This is a genomic window from Citrobacter sp. Cm038 (assembly GCF_030333105.1).
GTDB classification, from domain to species: Bacteria; Pseudomonadota; Gammaproteobacteria; order Enterobacterales; family Enterobacteriaceae; genus Citrobacter; species Citrobacter murliniae.
Genome location: NZ_JAOWGO010000026.1, coordinates 1 through 25,346, shown reverse-complemented (window position 1 = coordinate 25,346; position 25,346 = coordinate 1). Strand labels below are relative to the sequence as shown.

Here is a 25,346-nt window from a genome sequence, read left to right as displayed (position 1 = left end):
GCCTACAGATTATTTCGGAGCGCGAAAATAAAGGGAGTAAGTGGTGGTTGCTGATAGTCAGCCTGGGCATATCGATCAAATTAAACAGACCAATGCGGGCGCAGTTTATCGCCTGATTGATCAGTTAGGACCGGTGTCGCGTATTGATCTCTCTCGCCTGGCACAATTGGCGCCTGCCAGTATTACAAAAATTGTTCGGGAAATGCTTGAAGCACATCTGGTGCAAGAACTGGAAATAAAAGAAGCAGGGAGTCGCGGGCGTCCGGCCGTTGGTCTGGTGGTCGAAACGGAAGCGTGGCACTACTTATCGATTCGTATCAGTCGTGGCGAGATTTTTCTTGCGTTACGCGACCTCAGCAGCAAGCTGGTGGTTGAAGATTGCCTTGAAATGCCGCTTGTCTCCGAGATTCCTCTGCTGACTCGTGTTATTACACAGGTCGATCAGTTTTTTATCCGCCATCAGCAAAAGCTTGAGCGATTAACCTCTATCGCTATCACCTTACCTGGAATCATCGATACAGAAAATGGCATCGTTCATCGCATGCCGTTTTACGAAGATGTTAAAGAGATGCCGCTGGGCGAAGCCCTCGAGCAGCACACCGGTGTGCCCGTGTACATTCAGCACGATATCAGCGCCTGGACCATGGCTGAGGCACTTTTTGGCGCTTCGCGCGGTGCCCGCGATGTTATTCAGGTGGTGATTGACCACAATGTGGGTGCAGGGGTGATCACCGACGGTCATTTGCTGCATGCCGGGAGTAGCAGTCTGGTCGAAATTGGCCATACGCAGGTCGACCCTTACGGGAAACGGTGTTATTGCGGAAACCATGGTTGTCTGGAAACGATTGCCAGTGTTGACAGTGTTCTTGAGCTAGCGCAGGTACGACTTAAGCAGTCGATGAGTTCCTCACTGCACGGACAACCGCTGACGGTGGACTCACTGTGTCTGGCGGCCATGCAAGGCGATTTATTAGCGAAAGATATCATTAGCGGCGTCGGCACCCATGTTGGTCGAATTCTGGCCATTATGGTGAACTTGTTCAATCCGCAAAAGATTCTTATTGGATCTCCGCTCAGTAAAGCAGCTGATATATTGTTCCCGACTATTGCTGACTGCATTCGTCAGCAGGCGCTTCCGGCATACAGTCGACACATTGTGGTAGAGAGTACGCAATTTACTAATCAAGGGACAATGGCGGGGGCCGCGCTCGTGAAGGACGCGATGTATAACGGTTCTTTGTTGATTCGTCTATTACAGGGTTAACATTTTTTAACTGTCGTACGAAAAATTGCGCTATCTCAAGCTGGTCCTGGCTCTCATACCTTAGACTTTCTCCACTGTTTTATTTTCCTGGCTTATATTTCGAAGCATAACGGTGGAGTTAGTGATGCTGAAGCGTTTCTTTATTACAGGTACAGACACTTCTGTTGGGAAGACAGTGGTTTCCCGCGCATTACTACAAGCGTTAGCGTCAGGTGGTAAAAGTGTTGCGGGTTATAAACCCGTGGCCAAAGGAAGCAAAGAAACACCTGAAGGTATGCGCAATAAAGATGCGCTGGTGCTGCAAAGTGTTTCTTCAATTGAATTGCCTTACGAGGCAATCAACCCTATTGCTCTGAGCGAAGACGAAAGTAGCGTGGCACATAGCGGCCCTGTCAATTACACCTTGTTGTCAAACGGGCTTGCGAGTCTGAGCGAGAAGGTTGATCACGTTGTCGTCGAAGGTACCGGTGGCTGGCGCAGTCTGATGAACGATCTGCGTCCTTTATCGGAGTGGGTGGTGCAGGAACAACTGCCCGTGTTGATGGTGGTGGGTATTCAGGAAGGCTGTATTAATCATGCCATTCTGACGGCGCAGGCTATCGCCAGCGATGGACTGCCGCTAATTGGCTGGGTAGCGAACCGAATCAATCCGGGGCTGGCGCATTATGCGGAAATCATTGATGTGCTCAGCAAAAAGTTACCGGCACCGCTGATTGGCGAATTGCCTTACCTGCCTCGCGCTGAGCAGCGCGAGTTGGCCCAGTACATCCGCCTGTCAATGCTGGGTAATGTGTTGTCGGTAGACAGAGTCCTGGTGTAACGTTCGGGACAGCACTGAAGCAACGACACAAGCAATCAACAAGCCGGGGAGCAGACGATACTCCCCGGTCATCTCGCAAACCATCAATGTTGACATGATCGGCGCATGCGTTGTTGCAGCTAAGAGTGTGGCCATCCCCGCTAATCCAAGCAGAACTGCAATCTCATCCGTACCGGGAAGCCAGAGTCCCCACACGCGACCAAACAGCATACCAATTGACAGTCCGACAAACAGAGTTGGCGTAAACACGCCCCCAGGCGCGCCTGACCCACTGCTGGCGAGCACAGCGAGTAATTTGCAGATAAAAATCCCACTGACAATCGACAACAGCGGTGGGGAGAGTAAAAACGACTGCACTACGCTGTAACCATTTCCCCAGACAGTCGGTGTCAGTAACGAGAGCAGGCCAACAATAAGTCCTCCCAATGCCAGTTGCCACGGAGGTGAAAGCTTCAGACGTAAAAATACGTTGTGGCTGATGGTCATAAGCCATATGAAGAGTGGTCCGCAAACCCCAGCAACCAGACCGGTGCAGACAATCATCACATACTCAAGCGCATGCAGCTCCCCCGATAAGTGCACGGTATATAGCAGGGCGTTGCTGTCGCTGAGCACATCCGTGGTCAACAGTGCAACGACGGCAGATACGACCACCGGTCCCAACGATGCCAGAATCAATGTGCCAAACAGAACTTCGGCAATAAACAAACTGCCCGCCAGTGGCGCATGATAGGCTGCGGCCATACCAGCGGCAGCACCGCAGGCAATCCACAGTTTCCATTCTGTACGCGGTGTAAAGCGTTGGGCAAAACATGAGGCTGCCAACGCTGCCAGCAAGATCATTGCACCTTCCCGACCAATGGCACTCCCGCTGGCGACAACCAGTAATGACGCCAGCGATTTCACCAGGCTTGCGCCAACGTCGAGCTGCCCGTCAGTTTGCAAAGCTTCCATATAATCTGTGGGCGCTTGCGGACGCAACTGGTTGAATTTTTGCCAGCCCCAGAGCAGTAACCCTGCAGCAAGTCCACCTAACGCAGGTGTGAGCATCCGACGCAGTGGTGACAGGTTCGTGGCCGCATTAACTAAACTGCCCGTATCGTTGCTCAGGAAAAGCCATTCAAGGAGTAGCATGGCGTGGCGAAACCCTGCGACGGCTAACGCGGCCAGAATGCCAGTCAGTGCGGCAAACAGCAGGCGGCGAAACATGGTGCGCAGGTCAGGATAAGCATGTAAATGATGCATGGTTTGCCAGACAGGAAAATTCAGACGATCTATTTTGCGGGGAATTGTTGCTGGAAGCAAAAGCACCGCGTGCGAAACGCCGGACAAAACGGCAGGGCAAAACCCTGCCACGGAAGAAATTAACGAAATAGCGGCTTAATGGCTACGGGGATCAATAACTGCGACTGCCATTCTGCCAGCGTCAGGCGAGCCAGTTCTCCCAGAGCCTGATAAAACGGATGATCCGCTTTTTCGGTAAAGACCTCAAGGAAACGTGCGGACCACGGTAACAGATGCCAGGCCAGCAATTGTTCGCACTCGGTGTGACGTTCGTTTTCGGCAAGCCAGGCAGTCAGTAACAACAGGGAGCCAAAGTGATCTTCCGGTTCATTCTGCTGCATTTCAAACTGGATGCCGTTGTCACGCATCCACTGACGTAATGCCAGCGTTGAGTCGCCAAATAGAACGTTCTCACGATCCAGCCAGACTGAGCCCCAGGGCGGAGAGGGAAGCGTATAAGGACCGATAAACAAACGCTGCCAGGCCTCTGGGAGCGTTTCATCGACTTCGGTCTGAAACTGTACAACCAGCGGGGAGAGGATATTCTCTGACAGCGGCCACTGGGCCTGCCAGCCATCGGCGGTTAATGATGAGACTAACGGAGCCGCTTCATCGCTGTCTGGCGCAAAGTAAAACAGCGCTCCCAGCACGCGCGCCGCGGTAGAAAAGTTGTCACGTTGTGAAAAATGGGTCATGCAAACAATCCTGAAAAGTGCGGGTCTCCCCGCACTCGAAAGTTAACCTGCAACAGCCATACCGACTGTCATATGCAAACCATAAAACAAGCCACGTCCGATGAGTTCACCGGCAAGCACTAAAATTAAACCCAACGCCAGCCCTGCAATGTGCGGGTCTTTGCGACGGATCAGAGGGCAAATCCAGCAACCCAGACCCGCGGTCAGCAGCATGATGCGCCAAACCTGCAGAATTCCATAGTCAGGAACCAGTGAATTTGCCTGTTGTACTGAACTGTGGATAGCGCCAAGTGACATGCCCTGTAGAACAATGACGGCCATGCAAATTAGCAAACCCAGCACACTAATAGTAGCGAATGTGGCGGCGTTAAATGAGACGCCAACGACACGCAACAGGAGCGCGGCGAATAGTGGGCCAGTCAGCAGCACGGTCATGAAAAATGCCGTGGTGGTATATCCATTATACCAGGTTGGCACCGTATCTATCTGATAAACGTTCGTCATTGCCCAGACAAACACTACGCCGAGGATCATGCTCACCAGTAGCCAGATTTTACCTAATGTGGTCGGCATTTTATCGAGAAAAGCCACCAGCCACCAGAATCCACCAACCGCAAAAAAAAGCGATCCACTGGCGATTTCATTACTCAGCGCTGATGCGCCAACTCTGTTTAGTGAGTTAAGCGCACGAAGTGGTGAACCCAGGTGCATTACCGAGGCAAGAAACCCGACTCCCATTACTACCCACAGAAAGAACATGCTGCGAACGATATGTTTTCTTGCGGCATCGTCTTTGGCAGTAAACCAACACAGTCCGCTAACAATAAGCGCGCCAGCCACGCATTGACCGAGAACTGTAAACAGTACCAGCGGCCATTCATGCCATCCATTTCCCATTTTACACCTCCCTCGGGTTTGCCAGATAACCGGAGGTATCCCCGGTTGGACGGCTATTGGTGTTAGGTTTGATCACGATATTCGGTTTAGTGAAGTGTGCACCGGGCAGTGGCGCAACGGCAGCCAGCTCTCCGTGCTTTTTACGCAGTTCATCAATCGGGCCGAAATCCAGCGCACGTAGCGGGCAGGATTCAACGCAGATTGGTTTTTTCCCTTCGGCAACACGATCGTGGCAGCCGTCGCATTTGGTCATATGCCCTTTGGCGGCATTGTACTGCGGCGCGCCGTAAGGGCAGGCCATATGACAATAGCGACAGCCAATACACACGTCCTCATCCACGACAACAAAGCCATCTTCGCGCTTGTGCATTGCGCCGCTCGGGCAGACCTTTGTACAGGCCGGATCTTCGCAGTGGTTACACGCGATGGAGAGGTAATAAGCAAAGACATTCTGGTGCCAGACACCGTTATCTTCCTGCCAGTCGCCACCTGCGTATTCGTAAATACGGCGGAAACTAACATCCGGAGTTAAATCTTTATAGTCTTTACAGGCCAGTTCGCAGGTCTTACAACCCGTGCAACGGGCGGAATCAATAAAAAATCCGTATTGCGCATTCATAAGCTAATCCTTAAACCTTCTCAATCTCGACCAGGTTTGTATGCTGTGGGTTGCCTTTGGCTAACGGTGACGGACGTTGGGTCGTTAGTGTGTTCACACATGCGCCATGGTCAATTTTGTCGCCAGACATATCGGCGTCGTGCCAGGCACCCTGGCCCATTGCGCTGACTCCTGGGAGAATGCGTGGCGTCACTTTTGCGGGAATTCGTACCTCGCCACGGTCGTTAAATACCCGCACCATATCGCCATTGGCAATCCCACGTTTCTGCGCATCCACAGGGTTTATCCAGACTTCCTGGCGACATGATGCCTGCAGGACGTCAATATTGCCGTAGCTTGAGTGCGTACGAGATTTGTAATGAAAACCAAACAGTTGGAGCGGGAATGTGTTGCGTTTGGGATCGTCCCAGCCTTCAAATGTTGACGCATAGACAGGAAGTGGGCTAATGACTTCATCTTTTTGCAGTTCCCAGGTACTGGCAATTTTTGCCAGCCGGCTGGAATAGATTTCAATCTTGCCCGAAGGTGTTTTAAGCGGATTTCCCTCAGGATCTTCACGGAATTTTTTGTAGGCGACAAAGTGTCCGTTAGGATCTTTTCGTTTATAGATCCCCATTTTCTTCAGTTCATCATACGAAGGGAGTGCAGGGTCTTTTGCCAGCATTTTTGCGTACAAATACTGTAACCACTGCTCCTGAGTGCGTCCTTCAGTAAACTTTTGATATACGTCGTCGCCAAGACGTTTCGCGACTTCGCTCATAATCCAGTAGATCGGCTTACGTTCAAACTTTGGAGATGTTGCCGGTTGAATGAAAATGAGATATCCCATGTTGCCAGCGTAATCGTTAGGAATGATGTCTTCCTGTTCGACGGTCATCAAATCAGGTAGCAGGATATCGGCATATTTGGCCGAGGACGTCATAAAATTCTCAATGACCACGATCATTTCGCATTTCGTGTCATCCTGGAGGATCTCGTGCGTTTTATTGATATCTGAATGCTGGTTAGTGATGGTGTTACCTGCGTAGTTCCAGATAAATTTAATCGGTACGTCGAGTTTATCTTTACCACGCACACCATCCCGGAGGGCGGTCATTTCCGGGCCACGGGTGATAGCGTCTGTCCAGGTAAAGACGGAAATCTGCGTTTTGACCGGGTTTTCCGGTATCGGCATGCGTTCAATCGTAATGGTGTAGGTTGACTCACGTGCACCACTGTTGCCGCCGTTAATGCCGACATTGCCGGTAAGAATAGGCAGCATCGCAATAGCGCGTGAGGCAAGTTCCCCGTTAGCCTGGCGCTGTGGCCCCCAGCCCTGACAAATGTAAGCCGGTTTTGTACTGCCGATTTCTCTCGCCAGTTTAATAATACGGTCGGCTGGGATCCCGGTGATATGAGATGCCCACTGTGGTGTTTTAGCGATACCGTCATGGCCGTCGCCCAGGATATAGGCCTTGTAGTGTCCGTTGGCTGGCGCGTCTGCCGGAAGCGTTTTCTCGTCATAACCGACGCAGTATTTGTCGAGAAATTCCTGATCGACAAGCGCCTCATTAATGAGCACCCATGCGATCCCCGCTACCAGTGCAGCGTCTGTGCCTGGGCGGATAGGGATCCACTCGTCTTCACGACCGGCTGCGGTGTCGGTATAACGCGGATCGATGACAATCATTCGGGCATTTGAACGTTCCCGGGCTTGTTCCAGGAAGTACGTGATACCGCCTCCGCTCATGCGCGTTTCAGCGGGGTTATTGCCGAACATCACCACCAGTTTTGTGTTTTCGATATCAGAGGTGCTGTTACCTAAGTTTGAGCCGTAGGTGTAGGGCATTGCGGCAGCGATTTGCGCGGTACTGTAAGTACCATAATGACTAAGGAAACCGCCATAGCAGTTCATCATACGAGCAACCAGCGAGGCGTAAGGGGAGGAGCGTGTAATATTGCCGCCCACAATGCCTGAGGTGTAGTTGATATACACCGCCTCGTTACCGTACTTCTGCACTGTATTTTTCAAGCTGGCGCTGATGGTATCTAGTGCTTCCTGCCAGCTAATGCGCTCAAATTTACCCTCGCCACGTTTGCCAACGCGTTTCATGGGGTAATTAAGCCGGTCCGGATGGTTAATTCTCCGACGAATCGAACGGCCTCTCAGGCAGGCTCGAACCTGGTGATGACCATAGATATCATCCCCTGTGTTATCAGATTCAACCCACACCACCTCGTCATCTTTAACGTGGAGTTGCAGAGCACACCGGCTGCCGCAGTTCACGGAACAAGCCCCCCAAACCACTTTTTCTTTAGCTGGTTGTATCGCCTGTTGCACCGCAGCGGCTGCGGTACGCATTCCAAAGGGGAGCGAGATACCCCCAGCTGCAAGCGCTAGCGATCCTATCGCTGAGGATTTAACTAACTCTCTACGACTAATACCTCCATATTGCTTTACTTCAGACATCATTCACCCCATTTTAGTTATCGCTATATATTTGATTTTACAACGAAATAAATAGCATGCTAATGATGGGGTTATTTTACCTACTTATGGGTACGCCGTATTAATGCATATCAAACCAGGGATAACCCTCCGCGAACGGAGGGGGGGATTTATTGCGGTTCGGCTGCGTGCCCATCCTGGGCAGCGCTATTATTAGTGGAGGTATTTCCGCTGTTGGTACGGATATAGAGGATCTTATGTGTATCGTTCGCACAGTGCCCGACAACCTGGGAATCCGGTTGATCGGCCTGGTCGTTGGGCACGATATTCAGCGTAAAGCTCGATTCCGCAACACCATTATTAATGATGCGTTGCTCGATATCACTTTTAACTCTCTCGCATGAGGCTGGCGCAGCCAGAACCTGCGGAGAAGCGATTATCAGCAAGCTCGCGGCAATTCCTGTGGTGAATTTCATCATCAACTCCTTTCATGACAGACATTAACTAAGATTAGCATTTCTGGTGTAAATAACTGTATTTGCTAATATGATTGAGAATTATCTCTTTATCCCGGTGAAAAATGTGAAGAAACAGACGCTGTTAGGTTTCCTGTGTGTGGTGCTGGTAGGCTGTGACAACGCCAAAGGACTGGTTTCCTTTACGCCGGAGATGGCCAGTTTCTCCAATGAATTCGATTTCGATCCGCTGCGTGGTCCGGTGAAGGATTTCAGTCAGACGCTGCTTAATGATAAAGGTGAAGTTACGAAACGTGTTAACGGTGCGCTCTCACAGGAAGGGTGTTTTGACACGCTGGAACTGCACGATGTGGAAAACAATACCGGAATGGCGTTAGTGCTGGACGCCAACTACTACCGTGATGCTGAAACGATGGAAAAAAGGATCCGGCTACAGGGTAAATGTCAGTTGGCGGAATTGCCGTCTGCGGGAGTGGTGTGGGATACAGACGATAATGGCTTTGTTGTCTCCGCAACCGGGAAAGAAATGAAGGTACAGTACCGGTATGATGCTGAAGGGTATCCGCTGGGAAAAACAACTATCAGCAAGGATAACACGTTGCAGGTGAAGGCCAGTCCATCAGCCGATCCGTTGAAAAAACTGGATTATACCGCTGTGAGTTTGCTGAACGATCACCCTGTAGATAACGTCAAACAGACGTGTGAATATGATGATTATGCGAATCCGATCAACTGCCAGCTTGTGATTGTAGACGAGAGCGTGAAGCCGGCAGTTGAACATCGTTACTCAATTAAAAACACCATTGACTACTACTAACCGCTATTACTGCGCAGTAGGTTGTAACAGGTTGGAGCCTGGTGCTTTGTGTTCCGCCAGATACTGATGCTGGAAGATACACATACGGATGGTGTTACGGTATTGGCCATTGATAAAGAATTCATGGATCAATTCACCTTCTACCATAAATCCAAGTTTGCGGTAGATATGAATGGCTTTTTCGTTTTCCTTATCAACGATCAGATACAGCTTGTATAAATTAAGTACGGTGAAGCCATAATCCATCGCCAGTTTTGCTGCTCGCGTGGCCAGGCCTTTGCCCTGGAAATCCGGGGAAATAATGATCTGAAATTCAGCCCGACGGTGTACATGGTTTATTTCAACCAGCTCCACCAGTCCTGCTTTTTCACCGTCACACTCGACGACAAAGCGTCGTTCGCTTTGGTCGTGGATGTGCTTATCATAGAGATCTGACAGCTCAACGAACGCTTCGTATGGTTCTTCGAACCAGTAACGCATGACGCTGGCGTTATTATCAAGCTGATGAACAAATCGCAAATCTTCACGCTCCAGCGGGCGCAGCTTAACACTGAGGGCGCTTGTCATATCGTATCCTTACAATTCCTTTGGTGAGTACAACTATTATGGTGCAACGGTACGGCCAGTGCGGCGGTCTAAGCAGCGCAGAGTATTAGGTTCCCAGTAAGCATTGATATTAGCGCTCTGTTCGCACTTATCACGGCTGTCAAATGCCGCGTCGGCTTTGTCCCACTCTTTCTCTACACGCGTGTTGACCTTATGACGCAAATTGCGCGTATCGTTCCATTGCTCCTTTTCCATTGCAGCTTGTTGACGGCTTTGTGCACTGTCTCCGGACTCAATGATCAGTTTGCTGGTTTCAGCAAATGAGGAAGAGGTGTAGACAACTGCCGCCAGCGTCAGCATTGCCGTCAGACACAGGCGTTTGCTCAGTGTATTATTCATGGCGAATTCCTTTTATGAGAACGAGAAAAACGATAAAACAGGGCTAAATTCTACACTATTCCGGCTGTAGGGCATACCCGGTCGGCGGATATCAGTATTCTGTCGTATCATGCTTAAACCTAATGTAACTGAATAACTTCAATGCTTAAGACCACACTACTTTTTTTCATAACAGCGTTGTGCGAAATAATGGGCTGTTTTTTGCCCTGGCTATGGCTAAAGCGCGGTGCGACAGCATGGTTGCTGATCCCGGCAGGCGTGTCGTTGGCCGCATTTGTCTGGCTGCTGACGTTGCATCCGGCAGCGAGCGGGCGGGTATATGCCGCTTATGGTGGAGTTTATGTCGTTACTGCGCTTCTGTGGCTTCGCATTGTTGATGGCGTAAAACTCAGTCTGTATGACTGGTCTGGTGCGCTGATCGCACTATGCGGAATGTTGATCATCGTAGCGGGATGGGGGCGCGCATAGCGCCTTTTTTGTGACCGGTTAGCGTTTTTTTGATCATCATACTTGTATGGTAGTAGCTCAGTTGAGTAAATTTCCTGCATCACAAGAAGAGATGTAAGGAATAAAGAATGAAGATTGTAGGGGCTGAAGTTTTTGTCACCTGTCCGGGACGTAATTTTGTCACACTGAAAATCACGACGGAGGACGGGATCACCGGGCTGGGGGATGCCACGCTGAACGGACGAGAGTTATCCGTTGCATCCTACCTTAAAGATCACGTGTGTCCGCAGCTCATTGGGCGTGACGCGCACCGCATTGAAGACATCTGGCAATTCTTTTACAAAGGCGCTTACTGGCGTCGTGGTCCGGTAACCATGTCAGCAATTTCTGCTGTCGATATGGCGCTGTGGGACATCAAAGCGAAGGCCGCGAACATGCCGCTGTATCAGTTGCTCGGGGGCGCATCCCGCGAAGGCGTGATGGTTTACTGCCACACAACAGGCCATACCGTTGATGACGTGCTGGAAGATTACGCCCGTCATAAAGAGATGGGCTTCAAAGCGATTCGCGTGCAGTGTGGCGTACCGGGTATGAAAACGACCTACGGGATGTCTAAAGGTAAAGGTCTGGCCTACGAACCTGCTACCAAAGGCCAGTGGCCGGAAGAGCAACTGTGGTCGACGGAAAAATACCTCGATTTCACGCCTAAGCTGTTTGAAGCCGTACGCAACAAATTTGGTTTTAACGAACATCTTCTGCACGACATGCACCATCGTCTGACGCCGATTGAGGCCGCTCGTTTTGGCAAAAGCATTGAACAATACCGCCTGTTCTGGATGGAAGATCCGACACCTGCTGAAAACCAGGAGTGCTTCCGTCTGATACGCCAGCATACGGTCACACCCATTGCGGTAGGGGAAGTCTTTAACAGCATCTGGGATTGCAAACAGCTGATTGAAGAACAGCTGATCGACTACATTCGTACCACCATTACCCATGCCGGTGGCATCACTGGTATGCGTCGCATTGCTGATTTTGCCTCTTTATACCAGGTCCGTACCGGCTCTCACGGTCCTTCAGATCTGTCTCCGGTATGTATGGCCGCCGCACTGCATTTTGATTTGTGGGTTCCGAACTTCGGTGTTCAGGAATATATGGGGTACTCCGAGCAGATGCTGGAAGTCTTCCCGCATAACTGGACATTCGATAACGGCTACATGCACCCAGGCGACAAGCCGGGTCTGGGTATCGAGTTCGACGAAAAACTCGCGGCGAAATATCCGTACGATCCGGCTTATCTGCCCGTCGCGCGCCTGGAAGATGGCACATTGTGGAACTGGTAAGGAGTCATACAATAATGAAAAGCATTTTAATTGAAAAACCGAATCAACTGGCAATTATCGAACGTGAAATTCCTAACCCGGCAGCGGGTGAAGTGCGGGTAAAAGTGAAACTTGCAGGGATTTGTGGATCGGATAGCCATATATATCGTGGACATAATCCTTTTGCGAAATATCCGCGTGTTATTGGTCACGAGTTTTTTGGCGTGATTGATGCAGTTGGCGAAGGAGTGGACAGCGCCAGGGTCGGTGAGCGTGTTGCGGTAGACCCGGTAGTGAGCTGTGGACATTGCTATCCGTGCTCTATTGGTAAGCCGAATGTTTGCACAACGTTAGCAGTACTCGGCGTCCATGCTGATGGCGGTTTCAGTGAATATGCCGTTGTTCCGGCGAAAAATGCCTGGAAGATCCCCGATGGAGTTGCAGATAAATTTGCAGTAATGATCGAACCTTTTACTATTGCTGCGAACGTTACCGGACATGGTAAACCAACCGAAGACGACATCGTACTGGTGTATGGCGCAGGCCCGATTGGCCTGACCATCGTTCAGGTATTAAAAGGGGTCTATAACGTCAAAAACGTGATTGTTGCTGATCGCATTGATGAACGTCTGGAAAAAGCTAAAGAGAGCGGAGCGAACTGGGCGATTAATAACAGTCAGACACCACTTGGCGAGATTTTTGCGGAAAAAGGCATCAAACCTACATTAATTATCGATGCGGCTTGTCATCCTTCAATTTTGAAAGAAGCGGTTACGCTGGCTTCTCCGGCGGCACGGATTGTGTTAATGGGCTTTTCCAGCGAGCCGTCTGAAGTCATTCAGCAAGGAATCACCGGTAAGGAGCTCTCTATATTCTCTTCCCGGTTAAATGCGAATAAATTCCCAGTGGTTATTGACTGGTTAAGTACAGGGTTAATTAATCCTGATAAATTAATTACCCATACATTTGATTACCAGCATGTTGCTGATGCTATTAGTTTATTTGAACAGGATCAGAAACACTGCTGCAAAGTTTTACTCACTTTTTCTGAATAATATAAATAACGGCGAGTAAGTAGTACGCATCTTACCTCTTTTTCAGAGATAACAATTATGACAATAGAAAAACATGAAAGAAGCACAAAGGATTTAGTGAAAGCCGCGATATCCGGCTGGCTAGGGACTGCTCTTGAGTTTATGGATTTTCAGTTGTATTCGCTTGGTGCAGCATTGGTGTTTCATGAAATATTTTTTCCTGAATCATCAACTGCGATGGCATTGATTCTGGCAATGGGAACCTACGGTGCTGGCTATGTCGCACGTATTGTCGGCGCATTTTTCTTCGGGAAAATGGGTGACAGAATAGGGCGTAAAAAAGTACTCTTTATTACAATCACCATGATGGGGATCTGTACCACCTTAATTGGTGTGTTGCCAACCTATGCACAGATTGGTGTTTTTGCTCCAATCTTACTGGTCACTCTGCGTATTATTCAGGGGCTGGGTGCTGGCGCGGAAATTTCTGGTGCGGGTACGATGCTGGCGGAATATGCGCCGAAAGGTAAACGCGGCATTATCTCCTCGTTCGTGGCGATGGGAACGAACTGTGGGACCTTAAGTGCAACAGCAATCTGGGCCTTTATGTTCTTTATTCTCGACAAAGAACAACTGCTGGCGTGGGGATGGCGTATTCCATTCCTGGCGAGTGTGGTGGTAATGGTCTTCGCTATCTGGTTGCGTCTGAACCTGAAAGAAAGCCCTGTCTTTGAGAAGGTGAATGACAGCAAGCAATCCGCACCAGTAGCGGTTTCTTCCGGCAGCATGTTCCAGAGTAAATCTTTCTGGCTGGCAACGGGTCTGCGTTTTGGACAGGCAGGAAACTCAGGTCTGATTCAAACCTTCCTTGCCGGTTATTTAGTCCAAACTCTGCTGTTCAATAAAGCAATTCCAACCGATGCATTGATGATCAGTTCCATTATCGGTTTTATGACGATTCCTTTCCTCGGTTGGTTATCCGATAAAATTGGTCGTCGTGTTCCCTATATCATTATGAATACTTCAGCCATTGTGCTGGCATGGCCAATGTTGTCTATCATCGTGGATAAAACCTATGCCCCGAGCACTATTATGATTGCCCTGATTGTAATTCATAACTGTGCGGTACTGGGATTATTTGCTCTGGAAAACATTACCATGGCAGAGATGTTCGGTTGCAAAGATCGTTTTACCAGGATGGCAATTTCCAAAGAAATTGGCGGTCTTATCGCTTCTGGTTTTGGTCCTATCCTGGCCGGTATTTTCTGTACCATGACTCAATCCTGGTATCCGATTGCGGTGATGATTATGTCTTACTCTGTTATCGGTTTAATCTCTGCGCTTAAAATGCCAGAAGTGAAAGACCGAGATTTAAGTGCGCTGGAAGATGCTGCGGAAGAGCAACCGCGCACTGTAAGTGCAGTACAACCTTCAAGAAGCGTGTAAATTCTGAAACCCTTCTCTAACTGGAGAAGGGTTTTTTACTGTTAAATAATCTTTCATAAAACAAAACAGTCAGCTTGCCATATTTAAATTAAAGGAATTGTCATGGGAAATAATTTGTTATCAGCAAAGGCCACGCTCCCTGTCTATGATCGTAATAAGTTGGTACCTCGGATAGTGCATTTAGGCTTTGGCGCATTTCACCGCGCGCATCAGGGTGTTTACGCTGATATCCTGGCCGCTGAGCACAGCAGCGACTGGGGTTATTATGAGGTGAACCTGATTGGTGGCGAACAGCAAATCGCCGATCTTAAGCAACAAGATAATCTCTATACCGTCGCGGAAATGTCTGCCAATGCATGGACTGCTCGTGTAGTTGGCGTTGTGAAAAAAGCACTTCATGTGGAATTGGATGGTTTAGAAACAGTACTGGCAGCCATGTGTGAACCGCAAATCGCTATCGTCTCCCTGACCATCACCGAAAAAGGCTATTTCCACGCTCCAGCGACCGGACAGTTAATGCTGGATCACCCAATGATTGTCGCCGATCTGAACAATCCTCATCAGCCCAAAACAGCAGTGGGGGTTATCATTGAGGCACTGGCACGCCGTAAAGCCGCAGGCTTACCAGCGTTTACTGTGATGTCTTGCGATAACATGCCAGAAAACGGTCAAGTTATTCGTGACGTTGTCACTTGTTATGCTCATGCAATTGATGTCGAGCTGGAGAAATGGATTGTTGAAAACGTCACTTTCCCTTCGACCATGGTTGACCGTATTGTACCGGCGGTGACGGCCGACACGCTTGATAAAATTGAACAACTTACTGGTGTGCGAGATCCGGCTGGCGTAGCCTGTGAGCCGTTCCGTCAATGGGTTATAGAAGATAGCTTTGTCGCCGGACGCCCGGAATGGGAAAAAGCGGGTGCTGAACTGGTCAGCAGTGTGCTTCCTTATGAAGAGATGAAACTGCGTATGTTGAACGGCAGCCATTCATTCCTCGCATATCTGGGGTATCTGGCTGGTTATCAGCATATCAATGACTGTATGGAAGATGAAAATTACCTCCGGGCAGCGCGTGAGCTAATGTTGCAGGAACAGGCACCGACACTGAAAGTGCAGGGCGTGGATTTACAAGGATATGCCGATCGGCTGATCGCCCGTTACAGTAACCCGGCATTGCGTCACCGCACCTGGCAAATTGCGATGGACGGTAGCCAAAAACTGCCTCAGCGTATGCTCGATTCCGTCCGTTGGCATCTTGTGCACGACAGTCGTTTCGATCTGCTGGCACTGGGCGTAGCGGGCTGGATGCGCTATGTCGGCGGTGTTGATGAACAGGGACAAGCGATTGACGTTAACGATCCGCTATTACCGATTATCCAGAATGTGGTGCAGAACAGTAATGAAGGTGAAGATCGTGTGCAGGCTTTACTGGCTATCGATGCGATTTTTGGCCGCGAACTGCCTCAGGTTGAACGGTTCAAAACCAAAGTCACAGAAGCGTATCTTGCTTTGCTGGCTGATGGAGCGAAGGCAACGGTTGCGAAGTATGCCGCGAAATTGAAGTAACACAGTAAAACTTATATGTCGCCATCCGGCTTTTACTACAGCCAGATGGCGCGTTATTTTCTGGCATTCACACCAATTAGTTCATTCCCAGACGAATCAGTTCGAGGGGGGCATATTTGCCTTCACAACCTTCAATTTCCACTGTTTTACCGCGACGAATTTGTTCAGCGGTCAGACCATCGGTGTCAATTGTTTTGATTCGACCAGTGATTCCGGTGTCGCTAATCATGACACGGCTGCCAGTAGTAATTGCGTTACGGTTACGATCGTATGTTTTCATGGTGTTTTCTCCTTTCCAACTTACCGTTAAAGCCCGTGGGCTTTTACTCCCACGTAACGGGCGCAATATAAATACGCTTATCGTTAAGGATTTTTTTTGTTTTCGATCAAAATCACAGCTTTTTTTATGTGGATATGCAGACAGGGATAAAGTACGGGGAAGCTCACCTCTGTACGAGGTGAGACAAGGGTTATTCTTCGCTGAACCAGTCGCTATTTTCCTGGCGGATTTGTTGCACGGATTCGCTGATCTCTTGCAAATGCAACGTCATGGCGCGTTCTACTGCATCGCCATCGTGTTTTTGTAGCGCAGAAAAAATATTCATATGCTGGCGCAACAACATTTCTGGTGGTGAAACATGGTCAAAACTCATATAGCGCACCCGGTCAACGGTTGCTTTCAGGTTTTCAATGGTGTCCCACGCTAACTGACAGTCGGCAATCTCGGTAAGAAGTTGATGGAAGTTATCATCAAGCTCAAAAAAGTCATCAAGTTGCTTGCGCTCAATGGCAATGCGTTGCTGATGAAGATTTTGCTCCAGTTGGTAGCACTGGCTTTCAGTGATCATTGATGCAGCCCGACGCGCCACAGCACACTCAATGGCCTGGCGGATAAAACTGCCATTGCGTACTTGGGTCATTGAGATTTTATTAACGTAACTGCCGCGCTGCGGACGGATCTGAATCAGACCGTTCTCCGCCAGTTTAATGAATGCTTCGCGAACGGGTTGGCGTGACACATTAAAGCGTACGGAAACCTCTTTCTCAGAAAGCGGTGTGCCAGGTGCAATCAGGCAATGCACGATGTCGCGACGAAGAATACGGTAAATCTGCTGATTTACTGGCTGTGTAGGGTTGAGCTGCGTTTCTACGGTCATTCATTCTTACTTTTTAGAGAGTTAACCTGTCTACTTTATCACTTATTTGATGCTATCTATACCCGGCACGAGGCCGGGTATAAAAATTAACGCCGATGGACGCTAAGACCTGCAAAAGACTGTGTGACTGGCATCATTTCAAGGGTGTTAATGTTGACATGGGCAGGTAACGAAGCAACCCACCAAACTGCCTCGGTAACATCTTCCGGTGTCAGTGCTGTGGTGTTTTCGTAGGTTTTTCCGGCTTTATCATCATCACCTTTGAAACGCACATTAGAGAACTCCGTCCCTCCAACCAGGCCCGGCTCAATATCGGTAACGCGCACCGCTGTTCCATGTAAGTCCGTACGTAAATTCAGACTGAACTGGCGAACAAATGCCTTTGTCGCGCCATAAACGTTACCACCAGCATACGGCCAGCTACCGGCGGTAGAGCCGATATTGATAATATGACCGCGATTGCGTTCGACCATGCCCGGCAGGACGGCTCGGGTCATATAAATCAGACCTTTGTTGTTGGTATCTATCATCGTTTCCCAGTCATCGACGTTGGCCTTATGGGCAGGTTCGAGACCCAACGCCAGGCCCGCATTGTTGACCAGAATGTCAATGTTGCGCCATTGTGCAGGGAGGGATGCCAGCATCTCTTCAATAGCCGCGCGATTACGGACATCAAGTTGTGCGGTGTAGATGTTGTCGCCCAACTCATCTTTCAGCTCCTGCAGGCGCTCCTGACGGCGTCCGGTGGCAATAACTTTATGCCCATTCTCAATAAAACGACGCGTAATGCACTCACCAAAACCTGCGGTTGCTCCGGTTACTAAAACGATCATCTCACTGTTCCTCAACGCTTTTTATGTGCTATTACCATAGCACGTCATTTCTGTTCAGGGCTATTGCTGCTTAACGAGATTGCGGTCGATTCCCGCGAGGCATACTCTAATAAACAAATCGTTTTCAGGAGTGAAAGATGTTGTTAACGAACCCTTTTTTGCAATGCAGCACCTTGCCTTATCAGGCCCCACAATTTGATCAAATTAAAGAGTGTCATTATCGTCCCGCTTTTGATGAAGGTGTGCGGCAAAAACGAGCTGAAATCGCTGCAATTGCGCAAAACCCACAGGTTCCTGATTTTGCGAATACGCTGCTGGCGCTTGAACAAAGCGGGGCATTGTTAACGCGTGTTACCAGTGTTTTCTTTGCGATGACCGCGGCGCACACGAACGATGAACTACAGCGGCTTGATGAGGAATTTTCCGCCGAGCTTGCAGCGCTGGCGAATGATATTTATCTCGATAGCGCACTTTTTGCGCGTGTAGATGCCGTCTGGCAACAGCGTGGATCACTGAAGCTGGACAGCGAATCATTACGTTTGTTGGAAGTGGTTCACCAGCGTTTTGTTCTGGCAGGCGCGCAGCTTAATGAGGCCGATAAAACTCGCCTGAAAGCACTCAATACAGAATCGGCCACCTTAACCAGCCAGTTTAATCAGCGATTGCTCGCGGCGAATAAATCAGGCGGTCTGGTGGTAGATGATGTCCGACTGCTGGATGGCTTAAGCGCGGATGAGCTGGCTATTGCCGCTCAGGCAGCAAAGGAGAGGGGGCTAACTGCCCACTGGGTTATTCCATTACTGAATACCACCCAACAACCTGCGCTTGCTGTGTTACGCGATCGTCAGACTCGCGAAAATCTGTTTACCAACGGCTGGACTCGAGCTGAAAAAAACGATGCAAATGATACCCGCGCAATTATTCGTCGGCTGGTGGAAATCCGTGCCCAGCAAGCCAGATTACTCGGCTTCGCGAATTATGCTGCGTGGAAAATTGCGGATCAGATGGCAAAAACTCCGGAGGCGGCGCTTTCTTTTATGCGGGCTATCGTTCCGGCAGCGCGTCAGCGAGCGTTAGCTGAACAAAACGAAATTCAGAAAGCGATTAATCAAGAACAGGCTGGATTTAGTGCCCAGGCCTGGGACTGGGCCTTTTATGCCGAACAGGTACGCCGTGAAAAATATGCGCTTAATGAGGCTCAACTCAAGCCCTATTTTGCTTTAGAGACAGTGCTCAGTGACGGTGTGTTCTGGACGGCAAATCAGCTCTTTGGCATTAAATTTATTGAGCGTTTTGACATTCCTGTTTATCACCCTGATGTGCGAGTGTGGGAAATTTTCGATCACGACGGTGTGGGGTTGGCACTGTTCTATGGTGATTTCTTTGCACGGGAAACGAAAAGCGGTGGTGCCTGGATGGGGAATTTTGTTGAGCAATCGGTGCTTAACGAAACCAGACCCGTGATTTACAACGTGTGCAACTATCAGAAACCCGCGAACGGTCAGCCGGCGTTGCTGTTGTGGGATGATGTCATCACACTGTTTCATGAGTTTGGGCATACCCTGCATGGATTGTTCGCTACACAACGATATGCAACGCTGTCAGGAACCAATACTCCACGCGATTTCGTTGAGTTTCCATCGCAGATTAATGAGCACTGGGCGAGTCATCCGCAGGTTTTTGCCCGTTTTGCTCGCCATGTTGAAACGGGGGAAACTATGCCCCAGACGTTGCAGGACAAGATGCGACGAGCCAGCCTGTTTAACAAGGGTTACGATATGACTGAGCTGCTGAGTGCAGCGTTGTTGGATATGCACTGGCACAGTCTGGACGGGAACGAATCATTTTCATCAGTAGACGAGTTTGAGCAACAGGCGCTGGAAGAGGAGGCGTTAAACCTCGAGGCTGTTCCGCCACGCTATCGCAGCAGTTATTTTGCCCATATCTTCGGCGGTGGTTATGCCGCAGGCTATTACGCCTATCTGTGGACGCAAATGCTGGCTGACGATGGTTATCAGTGGTTTGTTGAGCAAGGGGGATTAAACCGCGAGAATGGGCAAAAATTCCGTGAGGCGATTTTATCGCGTGGTAACAGTTCTGATCTCGCTGAACTTTATCGTCAGTGGTGTGGTCGTGATCCGCGTATGGAGCCTATGCTGGCCCATCGTGGGTTAAGCGCGTAAGGCTTGTTCAAATAGAGTGAAGAACCGGGTGTAAAACCCGGTTTTGTCCTGGATTTCGTTCCCAAAAGCTTCACCTGATTCACAGAGCGGTCGTTATTCGTACTGACGAGCCGCATCATCCAGTTTATTACTCAGTCCCTTGCGGGGACTGAATATAAAACAGCCAAAATTGACCATCAGGAAAACATGGTCATCAGAGTTTGCCGCACAAATCAGGCGATAAAGGACCGGGAAGGCATAAACAGGGCGGATTTGAGGTTCGTTGCCTGGTGCTGATAAGTCTGGCTATTCAATCGTATGGATGATTTTCATATATTTGATTAATAAATTTAAGGTGTTAATAAGATCCTGTTGGGTTTTTAGCCCAAGCTTTGTCATTGCACTCCTTTTATGGGAGCTAATGGTTTTAATGCTATTGCCAGTAAGTAGACTGCAGGTGTCGGGAGTGATGCCGCAGGCAAGAGCATGAATGGTGGCGACTTCCTTTTCTGATAACCTATATCGATGTTGAACGCTGTTAATAACATCATTACTGCCACAAGTTAAGGCATTAATCTTTTTCCTGATGTCTTTCACTGACATTGTCATATCTATGGTTTCTCCCTGTTTAACCTCAGTTGAAAACAACTCCTTCCATCCAATGTTATATTTTTTGGGTGTAATATAAACAATAAACCCGTCAAAATCAGCAGCCGATAGCTCTGACAGATATGTGATATCTATAAAGACAAGCCTCTTGGTTTTGCTCTCATCGAATGCATTCTTAACTAACGAAGATAGTCCTATATGAAGATATAAATTTTCAGTAATGATGCGCATAACAGCACTCACAGTCGTAAATTACCTAAGTCCCCCCAAATTACAGTATCACTTTGTGAGTTCCTTAAGAGCTAAGTAGTTCACCACATATCTCTTGCAAATGGTTTGCTACCAAACAATAACTAATGAAACAATAAGTGTTGAGCAGGGCGTAACAATGACACGCTTCTCGTTAATTTCGCTGCATATAAAAAACAAAAAAAACACATAATGCAAATTAATATCATAAAAACAACGATTGAATAGTTTTAATTTCAAAAGCAGTGTTGCATAACCTTATGATTTTTAATTGGTTATATTGTGTTGATTGCAATTTGAACAAATTAATGTGTCACAAATCATACTGTGATATCTATTTGATTTTAATGTAAAAAACAAATATCAAAACTAAAGTAATACTAAATGTTTCATTTGAAGGTTGGCTGTGCTGAATATCCGAAAGTTATTAATAGTTTGATTCTATTGATTCAAAAGTATTGATTACTGATAGCCCGTTAAAACGCTGTCTGAATTGGCGTGCAAGAGGTAGGATATTATTAATTTGTAAAACGCCACGCGCTAATGGTGATTTTAGGAGTCAAGCTTCATTTGCATGGAAAGATCCTAAATTGTCATTATCATCCCGATTAAACTTTGAATAATTATGGAGCGGCGTTATTATTCGATAAATCAAGAAATGGCTTGCCATAATCTGCACTTGTGCCTGTGTTTAGCTAACTTTTCGTGAATTAGAATGTAAGGATATTCATTTGTATGTTGTGAAAGTGTTATCTGTAGTTTAATGACTTTCATTTAAAAATGTTCTGTGTGAAATATATCAGAGTCCTGAGTTACTACCCCTTGGTTATTATTGCGGGGGGAGATTAAAAATCTATTCATTCTGAACATGTGCCGCTGTCTATGCAGGAATGAGCATGCTTAACTGATTCACTTCTAATTCTGACCTATGAAGGTATCCCTTCCTGTAAATGTAAAAAATGAAAGTATTACCTATAAGGTGGCTGCGCTACCTTTTTCATTATGCAACTAAGCACATATGCAGGCGATATCATCTACGGAGCTTGACCTTATATAGGTTTGGGAAAAATCTCATACCAAAATCTTAACTACCTGAAGGGTATGGCTGAAATTTATGAATACTATTTATAATATCGTCTGGAACCATTCACTTATGGCGTGGACTGTTGTTTCAGAATTAGGAAAAGGGAAGGTAAAAAGCTCTTTCTCTAAAGGAACCAGTTATAACGGAATTAAAAGTACATTAATTATTGCCCCGGCGTTACTGATTATTGCTGGCGGGGTAAGCGCCCATGACGTAAGTGGTATTGTCTATACCGACGGTTCGTCTTTCTCAAATTCACTTTCAGGCGATGAGCACGCTATCGTTTCCGGTAAAGCGCGCATCGTGGGTGCGAACCAGCCCTACGCGGGGAGTAACGGGAATATCACCGGTACGGTGACGACGGATAAAAACGCATCGTCAACTCACGACGATTTCGGTACGGATGAAATCAATATTACGAACGGCGCCACCCTGATCGCGCAAACCACAGGCAAATTTGATTTTGATAACAAACTGGTTGGTGATGGTGCTCTTATCGCCGACAACAACAATGGAAATTTCAACTTTACCGCAGCGGCGGGCGATCAATTTGCCGGGGATGTGACTCTCAAAAACGACCACTTCGCCCTGGAAAGTACCAATACCACCGCGCTCACCAATGCGACGCTGCATATCGGAAGTGGGAATATCACCACCGTTGGTACCGGAACACAAAATATTGGCGGGCTAGTTTTTGAAGGCGGTACTCTGGTATTTGGCGATGTTTCGCCGGGTACTACCACCAGCGATCGTGTTATTGAGACCAATAATGAACTCGATTTGACCGGTAGTGGGACGGTCAAAATCACCAACGATGGATTCTTTGATAACCAGCCGCAAACGCCAAACTCCGTTGCACCGCTGCTTCAGCAGGATAATACAGGGACAATGGTTGAGCTGATCGGCGCTAACGGGAAGGTCACCGGGAATGGCGGCAATCTCACCCTTATCGACCAGGACGGTAAAGTCATCTCAAATAAGGTGACCACAACTGTTGTAAGAAACGGATATATCGCGGCTGAAGCTACCTACGATTACCGTCTGACCAGTGGCGATAATAGCGATGGCTTGTATGTTAACTATGGCTTAGTCGAGCTTGAACTGGTGAATAGGGGCGACAATTCGCTGACGCTGAATGCGGAAGGCAACACCGACAACGCCGCCGATCTCAGTGCTAAAATCACCGGTACCGGGGATTTGCGTATCGACACCGACACCGACGTGAGCTTATCTAACAATGCTAACAGCTACACAGGTAATACTGATGTGGTCGCCGGTACCCTGAAAATGGGCAACGATAATGTACTGGGGGATACTCACTTGCTGACCGTTCACAGCGGCAGCAAGTTCGACATGAACGGCCATGCTCAGTCCTTGCGAAACATAGTGACAGAAGCTGGCAGTGTACTGGACTTTAACCAGGGCACCCTGACCATGACAGACGGTTGGGGGGGCAGAACCATTGCTGGTGATTTGACGGGTGATGGGCAACTGATACTGACTAAAGGTGCCCGCGTGATTATTAGCGGTAGTGGCGCGGGAATGACCGCCAACACCACCAATGACTCCGGGAATATTACGTTGTTATCTGCTGATGGCCTGGGCAGCGGCGATGTTGATAACCGTGGTTGGATCACACTCGGCCAGGATGGCGTTAATGCAGCTGTCACCGACTATCATACCGGCTCCATGAACAACAGCGGCACGGTGACGATAGGTTACCGTGACGCTGCATATAAACCGGTGGCAGGCACCACGCTGACTGTGAATGGCAACTACACGGGAAATGGCGGGCACCTGCTGCTTAATACCGTGCTGGGCAATGACAGTTCAGTAACTGATAAGTTAGTGGTTACTGGCAATACCTCGGGTAATACCGATGTTAGCGTCACCAATGCCGGGGGTAATGGTGACTACACGCTAAATGGCATCGAGATTATCAGCGTAGGCGGTAAATCTGACGGTATCTTTACCCAGAAGGGCCGTATTGTGGCCGGGGCTTATGACTATTCACTGGTCCGCGGTACCGGCGACAATAGCAGCAACTGGTATTTAACCAACACAATGCCACCGGTTGACCCTGTTGATCCTCCCGTTGACCCCGTGGATCCACCTATCGATCCCGTAGAGCCGCCGGTGGACCCTGTTGACCCTCCCGTTGATCCTGTAACACCGCCGGTTGACCCCTCTGATGAAACACATGTTAACCGCCCTGAAGCAGGTAGCTATCTTGCAAACATTGCGGCTGCGAACACGTTATTCAACACCCGTCTGCACGACCGTCTGGGGGAAACGCAGTACGTTGATGCTCTGACCGGTGAGAAGAAAGTTACCAGTCTGTGGCTACGCCAGGTCGGTAGCCATAATAACTGGCGTGATGGCAGTGGTCAGTTGAAAACACAGAGCAACAGTTATGTCGCACAGTTGGGTGGCGATGTTGCGCAGTGGTCAACCGATGGCCTGAACAGAGGCCACCTGGGTCTGATGGCGGGTTACGGTAATAACCACAGTTCTACCCGCTCTTCCGTCACGGGTTATGATTCAAAAGGTTCCATAAACGGTTACAGCGTTGGCGCTTACGGCACCTGGTTCGCCAGCGATGCGGATAAAGCAGGGTTGTATGTGGACAGCTGGCTCCAGTACAGCTGGTTCAACAACCAGGTTAACGGGCAGCAACTGGCCAGCGAATCCTACAAGTCTAAAGGCTTTACGGCCTCGCTGGAGACGGGTTACACCCAGAAACTGGGCGAGTTTGCTGGCAGCAAAGGGACGCTTAATGAATGGTTTATCCAGCCACAAGCCCAGGCCACCTGGATGGGCGTGAAAGCAGACAACCATCGTGAAACCAATGGAACCCGCGTTAGCAGCGGTGGCGACGGTAACGTACAAACCCGCCTGGGCCTTCGTACGTACCTGAAGAGCCATCATGCGATGGATGACAACAAAGACCGTACTTTCGAGCCGTTCATTGAAGCCAACTGGTTGCATAATACGCGCAGTTATAACGTGAACATGGATAATGTCCACATCAGCCAGGCTGGCGCCCGCAACATTGGTGAAGTCAAAGTGGGTGTTGAAGGACAGATTAACCCTCGGGTCAATCTGTGGGGCAATGTCGGCGCCCAGATGGGGGATAAAGGATACAGTGACACCAATGCCATGGTGGGTATTAAGTATAACTTTTAATGC

General features: G+C 48.8%; 22 protein-coding genes. 10 read left to right on the top strand and 12 right to left on the bottom strand.

Features of this window, described 5'->3' with window-relative positions:
• The first annotated feature begins 43 nt into the window (after positions 1 to 43).
• Both mlc and bioD read left to right on the top strand, forming a co-directional pair.
• A complete protein-coding gene (gene mlc / locus OGY01_RS23250) occupies positions 44 to 1,264 on the top strand; it encodes a sugar metabolism global transcriptional regulator Mlc (protein ID WP_045442657.1) in 1,221 nt (406 codons plus the stop codon).
• 124 nt (positions 1,265 to 1,388) lie between these two features.
• A complete protein-coding gene (gene bioD, locus OGY01_RS23245) occupies positions 1,389 to 2,084 on the top strand; it encodes a dethiobiotin synthase (protein WP_045442660.1) in 696 nt (231 codons plus the stop codon).
• On the opposite strand, the gene clcB is transcribed toward bioD, so the two are convergent.
• From clcB to OGY01_RS23215, 6 genes are all read right to left on the bottom strand, one after another.
• A complete protein-coding gene (clcB, locus tag OGY01_RS23240; protein ID WP_284097235.1) occupies positions 2,040 to 3,329 on the bottom strand; it encodes a voltage-gated ClC-type chloride channel ClcB in 1,290 nt (429 codons plus the stop codon). The genes bioD and clcB overlap by 45 nt on opposite strands.
• A 119-nt stretch (positions 3,330 to 3,448) precedes the next feature.
• Entirely contained in the window at positions 3,449 to 4,063 is a 615-nt protein-coding gene (gene dmsD, locus OGY01_RS23235; RefSeq protein WP_045442664.1) for a Tat proofreading chaperone DmsD, read from the bottom strand.
• A gap of 42 nt (positions 4,064 to 4,105) precedes the next feature.
• The gene (locus OGY01_RS23230; protein WP_286493819.1) at positions 4,106 to 4,960 is read right to left on the bottom strand and encodes a dimethyl sulfoxide reductase anchor subunit family protein; all 855 of its coding nucleotides are present in this window, start codon (positions 4,958 to 4,960) and stop codon (positions 4,106 to 4,108) included.
• Between the two features lies 1 nt (position 4,961).
• Positions 4,962 to 5,579 (bottom strand): DMSO/selenate family reductase complex B subunit, encoded by a 618-nt coding sequence (locus tag OGY01_RS23225; RefSeq protein WP_045442670.1) that lies wholly within the window; start codon positions 5,577 to 5,579, stop codon positions 4,962 to 4,964.
• A gap of 10 nt (positions 5,580 to 5,589) precedes the next feature.
• The gene (ynfE, locus tag OGY01_RS23220) at positions 5,590 to 8,028 is read right to left on the bottom strand and encodes a selenate/tellurate reductase subunit YnfE (protein WP_286493853.1); all 2,439 of its coding nucleotides are present in this window, start codon (positions 8,026 to 8,028) and stop codon (positions 5,590 to 5,592) included.
• Positions 8,029 to 8,177: 149 nt separating this feature from the next.
• Positions 8,178 to 8,483 (bottom strand): DUF1161 domain-containing protein, encoded by a 306-nt coding sequence (locus OGY01_RS23215; RefSeq protein ID WP_045442674.1) that lies wholly within the window; start codon positions 8,481 to 8,483, stop codon positions 8,178 to 8,180.
• Between the two features lie 106 nt (positions 8,484 to 8,589).
• On the opposite strand from OGY01_RS23215, the gene OGY01_RS23210 reads away from it, so the two are divergent.
• A complete protein-coding gene (locus tag OGY01_RS23210) occupies positions 8,590 to 9,300 on the top strand; it encodes a YnfC family lipoprotein (RefSeq protein ID WP_286493851.1) in 711 nt (236 codons plus the stop codon).
• A 6-nt stretch (positions 9,301 to 9,306) separates the two neighbouring features.
• Here the strand turns inward: OGY01_RS23210 and speG are convergent, their stop codons facing one another.
• Both speG and OGY01_RS23200 read right to left on the bottom strand, forming a co-directional pair.
• Positions 9,307 to 9,867 carry a spermidine N1-acetyltransferase gene (gene speG / locus OGY01_RS23205; protein WP_045442679.1) on the bottom strand — a complete coding sequence of 187 codons (561 nt, stop codon included), beginning with the start codon at positions 9,865 to 9,867 and terminating at the stop codon, positions 9,307 to 9,309.
• A 36-nt stretch (positions 9,868 to 9,903) separates the two neighbouring features.
• The gene (locus OGY01_RS23200) at positions 9,904 to 10,245 is read right to left on the bottom strand and encodes a DUF1283 family protein (protein WP_045442681.1); all 342 of its coding nucleotides are present in this window, start codon (positions 10,243 to 10,245) and stop codon (positions 9,904 to 9,906) included.
• 141 nt (positions 10,246 to 10,386) lie between these two features.
• Between OGY01_RS23200 and OGY01_RS23195 the strand changes: the two genes are divergently transcribed.
• From OGY01_RS23195 to OGY01_RS23175, 5 genes are all read left to right on the top strand, one after another.
• Positions 10,387 to 10,713, top strand: a complete 327-nt coding sequence (locus tag OGY01_RS23195) for a YnfA family protein (RefSeq protein WP_200013001.1) — start codon at positions 10,387 to 10,389, stop codon at positions 10,711 to 10,713.
• Positions 10,714 to 10,820: 107 nt separating this feature from the next.
• Positions 10,821 to 12,035, top strand: coding sequence for a starvation-sensing protein RspA (gene rspA, locus OGY01_RS23190; RefSeq protein WP_048221489.1), 1,215 nt, complete (start codon positions 10,821 to 10,823; stop codon positions 12,033 to 12,035).
• Between the two features lie 14 nt (positions 12,036 to 12,049).
• Positions 12,050 to 13,069: a Zn-dependent oxidoreductase gene (locus tag OGY01_RS23185; protein ID WP_045442687.1), complete on the top strand. Its 1,020-nt coding sequence runs from the start codon at positions 12,050 to 12,052 to the stop codon at positions 13,067 to 13,069.
• A gap of 57 nt (positions 13,070 to 13,126) precedes the next feature.
• Complete coding sequence (locus OGY01_RS23180; protein WP_071828925.1) at positions 13,127 to 14,494, top strand: MHS family MFS transporter; 1,368 nt, start codon at positions 13,127 to 13,129, stop codon at positions 14,492 to 14,494.
• Between the two features lie 102 nt (positions 14,495 to 14,596).
• The gene (locus OGY01_RS23175) at positions 14,597 to 16,063 is read left to right on the top strand and encodes a mannitol dehydrogenase family protein (RefSeq protein WP_286493818.1); all 1,467 of its coding nucleotides are present in this window, start codon (positions 14,597 to 14,599) and stop codon (positions 16,061 to 16,063) included.
• A gap of 76 nt (positions 16,064 to 16,139) precedes the next feature.
• Here the strand turns inward: OGY01_RS23175 and ydfZ are convergent, their stop codons facing one another.
• The 3 genes from ydfZ to ydfG all read right to left on the bottom strand — a co-directional run bounded on the left by ydfZ (position 16,140) and on the right by ydfG (position 18,053).
• Complete coding sequence (gene ydfZ, locus OGY01_RS23170) at positions 16,140 to 16,343, bottom strand: putative selenium delivery protein YdfZ (protein WP_045442690.1); 204 nt, start codon at positions 16,341 to 16,343, stop codon at positions 16,140 to 16,142.
• 190 nt (positions 16,344 to 16,533) lie between these two features.
• The gene (gene rspR, locus OGY01_RS23165) at positions 16,534 to 17,220 is read right to left on the bottom strand and encodes a DNA-binding transcriptional regulator rspR (protein WP_045442691.1); all 687 of its coding nucleotides are present in this window, start codon (positions 17,218 to 17,220) and stop codon (positions 16,534 to 16,536) included.
• Positions 17,221 to 17,306: 86 nt separating this feature from the next.
• The gene (gene ydfG / locus OGY01_RS23160; protein ID WP_045442692.1) at positions 17,307 to 18,053 is read right to left on the bottom strand and encodes a bifunctional NADP-dependent 3-hydroxy acid dehydrogenase/3-hydroxypropionate dehydrogenase YdfG; all 747 of its coding nucleotides are present in this window, start codon (positions 18,051 to 18,053) and stop codon (positions 17,307 to 17,309) included.
• Between the two features lie 140 nt (positions 18,054 to 18,193).
• Here ydfG and dcp point away from each other — a divergent pair, with 140 nt between their 5' ends.
• On the top strand, positions 18,194 to 20,236 hold the full coding sequence (gene dcp, locus OGY01_RS23155) for a peptidyl-dipeptidase Dcp (RefSeq protein ID WP_286493849.1): 2,043 nt from the start codon (positions 18,194 to 18,196) through the stop codon (positions 20,234 to 20,236).
• A 285-nt stretch (positions 20,237 to 20,521) separates the two neighbouring features.
• Here dcp and OGY01_RS23150 read toward each other — a convergent pair whose 3' ends face one another.
• Positions 20,522 to 21,055: a response regulator transcription factor gene (locus tag OGY01_RS23150; protein WP_045442694.1), complete on the bottom strand. Its 534-nt coding sequence runs from the start codon at positions 21,053 to 21,055 to the stop codon at positions 20,522 to 20,524.
• Positions 21,056 to 22,187: 1,132 nt separating this feature from the next.
• Between OGY01_RS23150 and OGY01_RS23145 the strand changes: the two genes are divergently transcribed.
• The gene (locus tag OGY01_RS23145; protein WP_286493817.1) at positions 22,188 to 25,343 is read left to right on the top strand and encodes an autotransporter outer membrane beta-barrel domain-containing protein; all 3,156 of its coding nucleotides are present in this window, start codon (positions 22,188 to 22,190) and stop codon (positions 25,341 to 25,343) included.
• Positions 25,344 to 25,346: the final 3 nt, after the last annotated feature.

Coding starts and splice junctions, on each gene's coding strand:
- bioD (WP_045442660.1), top strand. CDS start 1,389: ATGCTGAAGCGTTTCTTTATTACAGGTACAGACACTTCTGTTGGGAAG.
- clcB (WP_284097235.1), bottom strand. CDS start 3,329: ATGCATCATTTACATGCTTATCCTGACCTGCGCACCATGTTTCGCCGC.
- dmsD (WP_045442664.1), bottom strand. CDS start 4,063: ATGACCCATTTTTCACAACGTGACAACTTTTCTACCGCGGCGCGCGTG.
- OGY01_RS23230 (WP_286493819.1), bottom strand. CDS start 4,960: ATGGGAAATGGATGGCATGAATGGCCGCTGGTACTGTTTACAGTTCTC.
- OGY01_RS23225 (WP_045442670.1), bottom strand. CDS start 5,579: ATGAATGCGCAATACGGATTTTTTATTGATTCCGCCCGTTGCACGGGT.
- ynfE (WP_286493853.1), bottom strand. CDS start 8,028: ATGTCTGAAGTAAAGCAATATGGAGGTATTAGTCGTAGAGAGTTAGTT.
- OGY01_RS23215 (WP_045442674.1), bottom strand. CDS start 8,483: ATGAAATTCACCACAGGAATTGCCGCGAGCTTGCTGATAATCGCTTCT.
- speG (WP_045442679.1), bottom strand. CDS start 9,867: ATGACAAGCGCCCTCAGTGTTAAGCTGCGCCCGCTGGAGCGTGAAGAT.
- OGY01_RS23200 (WP_045442681.1), bottom strand. CDS start 10,245: ATGAATAATACACTGAGCAAACGCCTGTGTCTGACGGCAATGCTGACG.
- OGY01_RS23195 (WP_200013001.1), top strand. CDS start 10,387: ATGCTTAAGACCACACTACTTTTTTTCATAACAGCGTTGTGCGAAATA.
- rspA (WP_048221489.1), top strand. CDS start 10,821: ATGAAGATTGTAGGGGCTGAAGTTTTTGTCACCTGTCCGGGACGTAAT.
- OGY01_RS23185 (WP_045442687.1), top strand. CDS start 12,050: ATGAAAAGCATTTTAATTGAAAAACCGAATCAACTGGCAATTATCGAA.
- OGY01_RS23180 (WP_071828925.1), top strand. CDS start 13,127: ATGACAATAGAAAAACATGAAAGAAGCACAAAGGATTTAGTGAAAGCC.
- OGY01_RS23175 (WP_286493818.1), top strand. CDS start 14,597: ATGGGAAATAATTTGTTATCAGCAAAGGCCACGCTCCCTGTCTATGAT.
- ydfZ (WP_045442690.1), bottom strand. CDS start 16,343: ATGAAAACATACGATCGTAACCGTAACGCAATTACTACTGGCAGCCGT.
- rspR (WP_045442691.1), bottom strand. CDS start 17,220: ATGACCGTAGAAACGCAGCTCAACCCTACACAGCCAGTAAATCAGCAG.
- ydfG (WP_045442692.1), bottom strand. CDS start 18,053: ATGATCGTTTTAGTAACCGGAGCAACCGCAGGTTTTGGTGAGTGCATT.
- OGY01_RS23150 (WP_045442694.1), bottom strand. CDS start 21,055: ATGCGCATCATTACTGAAAATTTATATCTTCATATAGGACTATCTTCG.
- OGY01_RS23145 (WP_286493817.1), top strand. CDS start 22,188: ATGAATACTATTTATAATATCGTCTGGAACCATTCACTTATGGCGTGG.